The 8694-nt window shown below is 61.1% G+C and carries 9 protein-coding genes; 3 read left to right on the top strand and 6 right to left on the bottom strand.

Annotation, left to right across the window (positions count from 1 at the left end; genetic code table 11):
• Together A2J01_RS21745 and A2J01_RS21740 are read left to right on the top strand one after the other, a co-directional pair.
• The coding region (locus tag A2J01_RS21745; protein ID WP_156519346.1) for an aldehyde dehydrogenase family protein at positions 1-673 on the top strand (673 nt) is incomplete at its 5' end.
• Positions 670-1407 carry an SDR family oxidoreductase gene (locus tag A2J01_RS21740; RefSeq protein WP_050654964.1) on the top strand — a complete coding sequence of 246 codons (738 nt, stop codon included), beginning with the start codon at positions 670-672 and terminating at the stop codon, positions 1405-1407. The genes A2J01_RS21745 and A2J01_RS21740, both read left to right, overlap by 4 nt.
• Before the next feature lie 82 nt (positions 1408-1489).
• On the opposite strand, the gene A2J01_RS21735 is transcribed toward A2J01_RS21740, so the two are convergent.
• Positions 1490-2131 carry a TetR/AcrR family transcriptional regulator gene (locus tag A2J01_RS21735; RefSeq protein ID WP_058038428.1) on the bottom strand — a complete coding sequence of 214 codons (642 nt, stop codon included), beginning with the start codon at positions 2129-2131 and terminating at the stop codon, positions 1490-1492.
• 293 nt (positions 2132-2424) lie between these two features.
• Between A2J01_RS21735 and A2J01_RS21730 the strand changes: the two genes are divergently transcribed.
• On the top strand, positions 2425-3774 hold the full coding sequence (locus A2J01_RS21730) for a lipase family protein (RefSeq protein ID WP_064113558.1): 1350 nt from the start codon (positions 2425-2427) through the stop codon (positions 3772-3774).
• Positions 3775-3791: 17 nt separating this feature from the next.
• Here A2J01_RS21730 and A2J01_RS21725 read toward each other — a convergent pair whose 3' ends face one another.
• From A2J01_RS21725 to fepB, 5 genes are read right to left on the bottom strand one after another with little or no spacing between them, the layout of a single operon-like run.
• A complete protein-coding gene (locus tag A2J01_RS21725; protein WP_054188306.1) occupies positions 3792-4634 on the bottom strand; it encodes a siderophore-interacting protein in 843 nt (280 codons plus the stop codon).
• A gap of 21 nt (positions 4635-4655) precedes the next feature.
• Complete coding sequence (locus A2J01_RS21720; protein WP_003943123.1) at positions 4656-5480, bottom strand: ABC transporter ATP-binding protein; 825 nt, start codon at positions 5478-5480, stop codon at positions 4656-4658.
• A 26-nt stretch (positions 5481-5506) separates the two neighbouring features.
• Positions 5507-6562 (bottom strand): FecCD family ABC transporter permease, encoded by a 1056-nt coding sequence (locus A2J01_RS21715; RefSeq protein ID WP_082900930.1) that lies wholly within the window; start codon positions 6560-6562, stop codon positions 5507-5509.
• Positions 6559-7617, bottom strand: a complete 1059-nt coding sequence (locus tag A2J01_RS21710) for a FecCD family ABC transporter permease (RefSeq protein ID WP_064113554.1) — start codon at positions 7615-7617, stop codon at positions 6559-6561. Before A2J01_RS21710 ends, A2J01_RS21715 begins: the two co-directional genes overlap by 4 nt.
• Positions 7610-8623 carry a Fe2+-enterobactin ABC transporter substrate-binding protein gene (gene fepB, locus A2J01_RS21705; protein WP_064113553.1) on the bottom strand — a complete coding sequence of 338 codons (1014 nt, stop codon included), beginning with the start codon at positions 8621-8623 and terminating at the stop codon, positions 7610-7612. Before fepB ends, A2J01_RS21710 begins: the two co-directional genes overlap by 8 nt.
• Between the last annotated feature and the right edge of the window lie 71 nt (positions 8624-8694).

The following is an 8694-nucleotide window of genomic DNA, read 5'->3' as shown; positions in this document are numbered from 1 at the left end:
GGTCGCCGATGCCACCGCGGGTGTCCTCATGTGCAACGGCCAATCCTGCCTGGCCGGAACACGTCTCTTCATCCACGAGGATATCTATGACGCCTTCGTGGAAAAACTCGTCGCAGGATTCCGATCATTGCGAGTCGGGCCACCACTCGAGGAGGACACCGAACTGAGTGGATTGATCCACAAGGAACATGCCGATCGTGTGATCTCGATGATCAATTCCGGAATCGAAGAAGGCGCACAAGTACTTACCGGCGGCAACCGAACAGTAGTGCCGGGATTCGAAGCCGGAAACTTCGTCGAACCGACAATTCTGGAGGTCACGAACTCGATGCGAATTGCGCAGGACGAAATCTTCGGGCCTGTTTTGTGCGTCCTCAAGTGGAACAATTACGAGCAAGTGATCACAGAAGCCAACGACACTCCATACGGACTCGCTGCTGGGATCTATACCTCGAACCTGAAGAACGCCATGGAAACCGCGGACCGTCTCGATGCGGGCTGCGTCTGGATCAATCAGTACTTCAATCTGGGAGGCGGCGTCCCCTTCGGCGGATTCAAGGAAAGCGGTCTCGGGCGAGAGTTCTGCCTCGAGACGCTCAACGAATACACCCAACTCAAATCCATCACTGTCGCCACGTCGACGCCCACGACAAACCAAGGAAACACACATTGAATATCTCGGGAAATACCATCTTCATTGCCGGCGGAACCTCCGGTATCGGACTCGCACTTGCAGTGGGCCTGCAGAACGAGGGGAACAAAGTAATCATCGGTGGGCGGCGATCCGCTCTGCTGCAAGAGATCTCGGACAAGTACTCGGGCATCGGCACGGTCGTCATCGATGTGGACGACCCGAAATCCATTCGAACGGCGTATGAATCCGTAACGGAGGACTTTCCCGATCTGAACGTCCTTGTGACGATGTCGGGAATCATGTACCCGGAGGACCTGAAGAACCCGGACTTCCTCGACGTCGCCGAACGAACGATCACGACGAACCTACTCGGGACTATTCGACTGGTCGGCCAGTTCATTCCGCATCTGTTGACGAAGCCGACCGCCACCATCGCCACTGTGTCATCCGCCGTCGGCTTCGTCCCACTTCCCATCACGCCCACGTACAACGCCACGAAAGCTGCCGTTCATCTCTTCACCGAGAGCATGCGCGTTCAACTCGCCGATACTTCGATCCAGTGCATCGAACTCATCCCACCGGGCGTCCGCACCACACTGATGAACCAGGAGAACTCTGAATCGGCTCTACCCCTTGATGATTACATCGAAGAAACCATTGCTCTACTGAAAGCTGACGACAACGCCACAGAGATTGTGGTCGAAGCGGCCAAGCCACTTCGTCATGCCGAGATCAACGGTGAGTACCAGAACGTGCTGAAAATGCTCAGCTGACAGTGCCGAGTTGACACACATCGCGCAACGCTGGAGAGGGCAGTACCCTCTCCAGCACAAAGGATTTCAGCGAATATTCCCTTTAGACACCGTTCCGGAGTCCACGAACCGCATGATCGATGATCGAGCGCACCGTGTTGTCGTCGATACTCGCGTGCCCCACCAACATCCGGTAGATCAAGGGACCGAAGAAGAGATCGATCGCTTCCTCGATCTCGATGTCGTCGCGGAAGTATCCGGACTCAACACATCGTCGAATCAGTTCGGCGAAGCCGCGACGACGTTCGTCGAGGAAGAAGGTACGGAAGTATGCAGCCGTCGTCGGGTCGTTGGCACACGCGCCGACAAGTTCGGCAAAGATCGACCCGAGTGGACCTCGGTAGAACCTTCCGATGTCCTCGAGGTAATCGTTCAAATCGTCTTGCGCACTGTCGGTCTCCGGAAACGTCAAGTGCCGGGCCATGAGCACACCGAACGCTTCAGCGGCGATCGCCTGCCGCGACGGCCAGTGCCGATACAGCGTGACTTTGCTGACGCCCGATTGCTCGGAGATCGCATCGATGGTCGCCGCCTTCATTCCCCCGGATTTCAGAAGCGCTTCCGCTGACCGAAGGGCCTTCTCGTGGGCCGCCTCGCTACGTGCACCGCTCGGAGGAGTGAGCAGTCCAGCCTGGGCGCCGGCCGAGTCTCGAAACACGCCGTCATCGGGAGCGCGCTTACCCATGTCCACTCCTTCGTCCTTCAAGACCGTGCAGCACAGAACATTTCCCGGAATCGGACGACCCGGAACAGCCCTAGGCAGCAGTTCGTCGCGACAGCTACTAGTCGTATCGTACACATGGCATCCTGAGCAGAATTAGCAAGGCCACTTCAAAGATCTCAATCATATTGCGTCCATGCATGATTCAAACAACCAGCGCAAGACTCTCGTTTATTACTCAAAAGTAAGATAGCGTGTGGTCGTCATCACATCAGCCCGTCAAGTACCGAGAGACATACGAAACCGAAGGGTCGATCGTGGCATCAAAGATTCTCTTTCAGGGAGCGGTGGCGCTGACAGCCATTGCACTCACAGGCATCACAGCACCTACTGTCGCCGCGCAACCGTCGGCGGATTCCTTCTATCAGTACAACGGTTCGGCACCGCTGTCGTCGTATCAGCCTGGGGCCGTGCTCAAAACGAGAACCTTGCCCTATCACGTCGTCAACATTCCTACCCCGTTGCAAGCCGTACAGGTGTTGTACCGGTCGACCGACGCTCTCGGCCGGCCGTCTGCGAATGTCACATCGATTCTTCGACCACCCAATGCCCAGCCGGACAAAGTTGTCTCGTTCCAGTCGGCCTACGATTCACTGAACCCGGAAGACGGGCCGTCACGAGCAATCGCGGGGGACACCCCGATCGGCAGCCTTACCGCCAGCGGGCGCAATGTCGCCTTCGGCGGGACTCTCGCTTCCGGCGAAGCCGTCATGTTCGGTCCTCTACTGGCGCTGGGCTACACCGTCGTCATTCCCGACACCGAGGGCCCGAACGCGGACTTCGCGGCGGGACCCGAATACGGAATGATGACTCTCGACTCCCTCCGTGCCGCTCGCAACACTCCCGAGACAGGTATTTCCGACTCAGCCGAGATCGGTCTGATGGGATACTCGGGTGGAGCAATCGCCACCAACTGGGCGTCCATCCTCGCTCCGGACTACGCCCCGGACATCAACGAGGACCTGATCGGCGCCGCCCAGGGTGGTCTGTTGGTCAACCCGGCAAACAACCTCCGGTACGCAAACGGAAGCATCGGTTGGGCAGGCGTTGTCGGGATGGCAGTCGTCGGACTTGCCCGTGCCTACGACATAGATTTCGATCCGTATCTCGGCGATCGCGGACGCGAACTCCTACCTCGGATCGAGGATGCCTCGATCGGGAACGTCATCCTGCAGTACCCGGGGGTGACCTGGCAGGACCTTGCCAAACCAGAGTATGCGAACCCCAACTCGGTGCCCGAGTACGTCGACGTCGCCAACAAGATCAACATGGGCAACGCGCCGATACCCACCATCCCGATGTTCATCTCTCAAGCCGCAAACGGAGCCCTCGAGGGCACCCAGCCAGGTGGACCGGGCGTCGGCCCTGGCGACGGAGTCATGGTTGCCGGGGACGTCCGCTCACTCGCCACTCGCTATTGCGACGCAGGTTTGTCCATCCAGTACGACCAGTACGACACCATCAGTCACGTTCCGGGTGGCGCGCTGTGGCTCCCCGGCGCCATCACCTGGCTCAACGACCGTTTCAACGGAAGTCAGTTGCCGAACAACTGCTCGAACATCGCACCGGGCAATTCCCTGGCGCCGGAAGAACACGCGGCGGGCTGACAAATCCAACAGTCGCATCAGATACCGATTGCCAGATCGTCGATGTCTGCGAGCGTGCCGCCGTTTTCGAGGATGCTCGTGTAGTTCCGAAGTCGGTTCTGATCTATCTCGGTAGTGCTGACCCCTCGCTTCCAGTACCCGAAGACAACTACATCGTCCTTCGCCAGGCCGACTGTCTTACGGAAATGCGCTCGAATGGCTCGCATCTCGTCCCGTTCCCCTGCACCCCACACCGCGTAGTCTCCTGGGTTATCGAGTTCGAGGGCGTACTCGGCGAGTCCATCTTCGACATGGTGCAGCTCGAGGCCGGGGATCACGGGCAGTTCCGCGAAAGCCTCGGCGTCACCGGTGGCGACCCAGCCGACGCCGGTCAGTCCCTCGGGCCACTGAAGCAGAATCGAATAGAGGGCAGGTATCGCGGTGTCGTCGGCGAAAAGTGCGACGCGGCGACCAGCGATCTCGGGAACGAGGAAGTGCGGGCGAGGACCGGTGAGCGAGAACGTGTCACCCACACGACGGTCGTCGGCCCAGCGCATCATAGGGCTGGTGTGACCGTGCAGCACTACGTCGAAGGTCATCGAACCGCTCGACGCATCGAAGGTGCGCACCGTGTAGACACGAGAGACGTCGTCGTAGTGCGGACCCAGCTGGATGCGAAATGCGACGTTGGGCCGCAACCAATTCGGGTCGTCCGCCGACGAAGTCAACTGGACGGCGATGCGCAAGATGCTCTCGGTCGGCCGTTCGACGCGTTCGACGACGGCAACCACGTCGTTGAGACCGCGGTCGTGGTCTTCTCCGCGTGGCGCCTTTGCCGACGCAGACGTTTCAGTTTCTTCAGGTCGAGATGCGGTAGTCATTGATATCTCCTGATCGGTGGTTCAGTTGTGGACGGGTAGTTGACTGACAGGTCTTCGATCACGCGGAACAACAAGTGGCCGTCCGGTTTCCGGGTCTTCGAGAACCAGCGCCTCGAGGTCGAAGACTTCGCGCAGTAACTCAGGGGTGAAGACGTCCGAGGCACTGCCCTGCATGACAATTTTTCCGGACCGCATGGCAACTACGTGCGTGGCATATCTGGCCGCGAGGTTCAGGTCGTGCAGGACCGCGACCAATGTTCGACCGGACTGGTGGAGTTGGGAACAGAGGTCGAGAACCTCGATCTGGTGTGCGATGTCGAGAAAGGTGGTCGGTTCGTCGAGCAACAACACCGGGGTGCGCTGCGCAAGCGTCATGGCGATCCATACCCGCTGACGTTGTCCCCCACTCAGCTCGTCCACCAATTGGTCTGCTGCATATCGCATTCCGACTTCATTCAGAGCCTCGGAGACAACATGCTCGTCTTCGGGTGACCACTGGCGCAGCATGCTCTGATACGGATATCGGCCGCGGGATACGAGGTCTGCGACACTGATCGCTCCAGGCGAGAGCGGGGACTGTGGCAACAGGGCGATTCGCCGGGCGACTTCTTTGGTTCGATAGGACCGAATATCGTTACCGTCGAGCACAACACGACCCGATCGAGGTGTCAGCATTCTGCCGAGCGCACGCAACAATGTCGACTTGCCGCACCCGTTCGGTCCGACGACGACGGTGAACCCTCCATCGGGGATCTCGAGACTCAACTCGTCCACGATGGTTCGATCGGCGTACCGTAGTTCGATCTTCTCGGCGCGCAGCCGCGATGTTGGGGTGGCAGTAGTCATGAATCTCTTTCATAGCGAGTTTTTTTTCAGGCCTGACGAGCGAGCAGCCAGATCAGATAGGCACCACCGAGCAGACTGGTGACAAGACCGACAGGAGTGCGGAGACCGACCTCGACCGCTTGCGCGATCAAGTCGGCGCCCGCCAGCAGAACTGCGCCTAGCAGGAAGGAAGTCGCGACAAGAACACCGCTGCGCCGTGCCAACCGTCGTGCGATCTGGGGAGCGGCGAGCGCCACAAATGCGATGGGGCCGGTGGCCGCGGTCGCCGCGCCGGTGAGCGCGACCGCAAGCAGAATGCCGGCAAATCGGTATCGCTCCACGGAGATCCCGAGCGAGGACGCTGCGTCGTCGCCCATCTCCATCATGGTGACGCGCCGGGACACCACGACGAGAGCAGGAACGAGAACACCGACGGCGATCGCAACACTGACCGCGTGTGGCCAACCGCGCCCGGTCAGCGAGCCGGCCGTCCACTGCTGCACAACGGTGGCGTCGTCGATATCCGCACGCACCACCAGGAACGACATCACGGCGCTCAGCATCGCGCCCACGCCGATACCGACCAGGACGAGTCGAAGACCGCCGCTGACGCCGTCTTTGCGTGCCAGCGCGTACACCAGAAGCGCCGTCAGCATGCCGCCGAGAACAGCGGCGCCCGCGGTCTGCAGTACCCCGCCTCCGAAGAAGACGATCTGAACCACGGCTGCAGTCGCAGCGCCGGTGGTGAAACCGATGATGTCCGGCGATCCGAGAACATTGCGCGAAAGCGTCTGGAAAACCGCGCCGGCCACACCGAGGCTTCCGCCCACGCCGATCGCCGTGATCAGCCGCGGCAGCCTGCGATTCTGGACGGACCGAACCGCCGCTGGGGCGCCTTCGCCGTGCAGGGCACGCCATACTTCGCCCAAGGACAGATCCAGGGTTCCATACATCAGCGCGACAAACGAGAGCGCCGCCAATGCCGCACTGATTGTCACGGTTACGAACAGCACTCGCGGAACTATCCGCCACGAGTACGACCCGATTCGAACCACCCAACCGCGGAACAGCGGTGGAACCGGCTGTGCTGCAATCGCATTCACAGCGACGCCACCCGCCGCGAGCGCACGAGCGCAACAAACAAGGGGCCACCGAGCACCGCCACGGCGATCCCCGTCTGCAGATCTCCCGGCGCTGTGGCAACGCGACCGAGAACGTCGGCCAAGAGCAGAAATGCCGGGGCGACAACGAGCACGCACGGCAGAAGAAATCGCAGATCCGGCCCGACGACACCGCGCACGATGTGCGGTGCAGCCAGGCCCACGAATCCGAGCGGTCCAGCCGCCGCAGTGGCAGCCCCTGCCAGCAGGATGACTGCGACAGCGGATCCGACCCGTGCGGGTCCGGTGCTGGCACCGAGCCCTTTGGCGACATCCTCGCCGAGCGCGATTGCGTTGAGTGGACGAATCAGCAACAACGACAACATGATACCGACGATGACGAAGGGCAGAACAGTGACAATCACGTCTCCGCCGCGGCCTTGCAACGAACCCACTGCCCAAAATCGGAACTGATTGAATGCGGCCTCGTTACTGATGAGAACCATGCTGGTGAGAGCCGTGATCGCCGTCGCAACAGCGGCACCGGCAAGCGCCATGCGCGCTGGGGTCGCGGCGCTGCGATGCGCCGACCCCAACATGTACACACCTACCGAGGCAACGGCCGCGCCGGCAAGCGCGAACCACAGATAGCCGCCGACCGAAGTCACCCCCAGATAGGCAATCGCAATCACGACTGCTGCTGATGCTCCGGCGTTCACACCGAGTAGTCCCGGATCGGCCAGAGGGTTGCGGGTGATCGACTGCATCAGCGCGCCGGCCAGTCCGAGCGCGGCCCCGACCACAAGCCCGAGAATTGTTCGAGGCAAACGTGATTCGATCACAATCAGGTGCTCGTTGTTACCGGCGTCGTAGGAAAGAACTGCATCGAGGACAGTGGAGACGGGGATGTTGCGTGAGCCGATGACGAGTCCGCCGACGGATGCCAGCACGATTACAACGATGGAGACGAGGACCAACAACCCCGCACGCGCGGCCGTCCCGGACCGCAGTGGCGCTTCGGTCCGGGACTGCGCAGAAACGCCCACGCGGTCATCCACCGAACGTGGACACCAGCGACTCGACCGTCTGCTTTGCACTGAAGTAGTCGAGACGGAAGGCTGCCGTTCCCATCGCGTATACCCGATCACCCTTGACCGCAGGTTGATTCGCAAGGAGCGGGTCGGCCGCGAGTTGCTTCTCCACGTCCTTGGGCCCCATCGAGACGGCAAACAGCGTCTGCGCCCCGTCTAGTGCGGCAGACATGTTTTCGGAGCTGACGATCGCGACGCCGGAGGCACCCCGCTTGTCCGGAGCGACAAACTGCTCGGCGGGCTCGGCATAGGTGAAGCCGAGCGAGGCCAGCAGATTGCCCTGCGGGCTGTCGGCTCGGAACGTCCAGACACCGTCGGCACCCATGTAGACCAGTGCCGTCACCGGCTGCTCGGGAAGTTTGATCTTCGCGGCTTGGGTGGTGACCCAGCTGTCGTATTCGTCGACGGTTTTGGCGGCCTCGCTCTCGAGTCCGGTGACAGTCCCGAGCTGATCAGCGAGCTCCTCCCAGGAGCTGGCGCCGTAGTCGAGAAGAACAGTGGGTGCGATGTCGCTCAGCTGTGAGTAGGCATCGAGTGTCGAGTCGCCGCCGTTAGCGGAGCCGATGATCAGATCGGGCTCGAAGGTCTCGATCGCGTCGAGGTCCAGCTCGAGATTTCGGTAGAGCACCGCGACGCCACGATCAGCCGCCACGCCCGACCACTGGGAGAAAAACCCCTGGTCATCGGTCATTCCCGACGGCGTTGTCGCCGCACTCGCGACCAGCGGCGCTCCGATCGCAAGCAGCGTGCCGGTCAACGACGGCGAGGTGGACACGATCCGAGTCGGCTTTGCAGTGATCTCGGTACTGCGGCCGCCGTGATCGACGGTGCGCGGCCAGCCCTCGGTGGCCCCGGAGGTTTCCTGGGTGCCCTCGGTTCCGGTGTCACTACCTGACGAATTCGAGCAGCCGGCAAGAGCGAGGGCGACGACCGCGGCGAGTACTGCCGCCGTCGGGCGTAGAGATCTGCGCATGAGTATGTGGCTTTCTGAAGATACGAGAGTGCGCCGCTGCGAACGCAGTCGGCAGAGGTAAAGTTAGCCAT

Source organism: Rhodococcus sp. EPR-134 (genome assembly GCF_001647205.1).
GTDB lineage: Bacteria > Actinomycetota > Actinomycetes > Mycobacteriales > Mycobacteriaceae > Rhodococcus_F > Rhodococcus_F qingshengii.
Note: the sequence above shows the minus strand (reverse complement) of the source record. Positions and strands in the feature narration are given on the sequence as shown.

Excerpts from the sequence above, each read along its gene's own strand:
- A2J01_RS21735 (WP_058038428.1), bottom strand. The coding sequence starts at position 2,131 with ATGGGTAAGCGCGCTCCCGATGACGGCGTGTTTCGAGACTCGGCCGGC.
- A2J01_RS21725 (WP_054188306.1), bottom strand. The coding sequence starts at position 4,634 with ATGACTACCGCATCTCGACCTGAAGAAACTGAAACGTCTGCGTCGGCA.
- A2J01_RS21720 (WP_003943123.1), bottom strand. The coding sequence starts at position 5,480 with ATGACTACTGCCACCCCAACATCGCGGCTGCGCGCCGAGAAGATCGAA.
- fepB (WP_064113553.1), bottom strand. The coding sequence starts at position 8,623 with ATGCGCAGATCTCTACGCCCGACGGCGGCAGTACTCGCCGCGGTCGTC.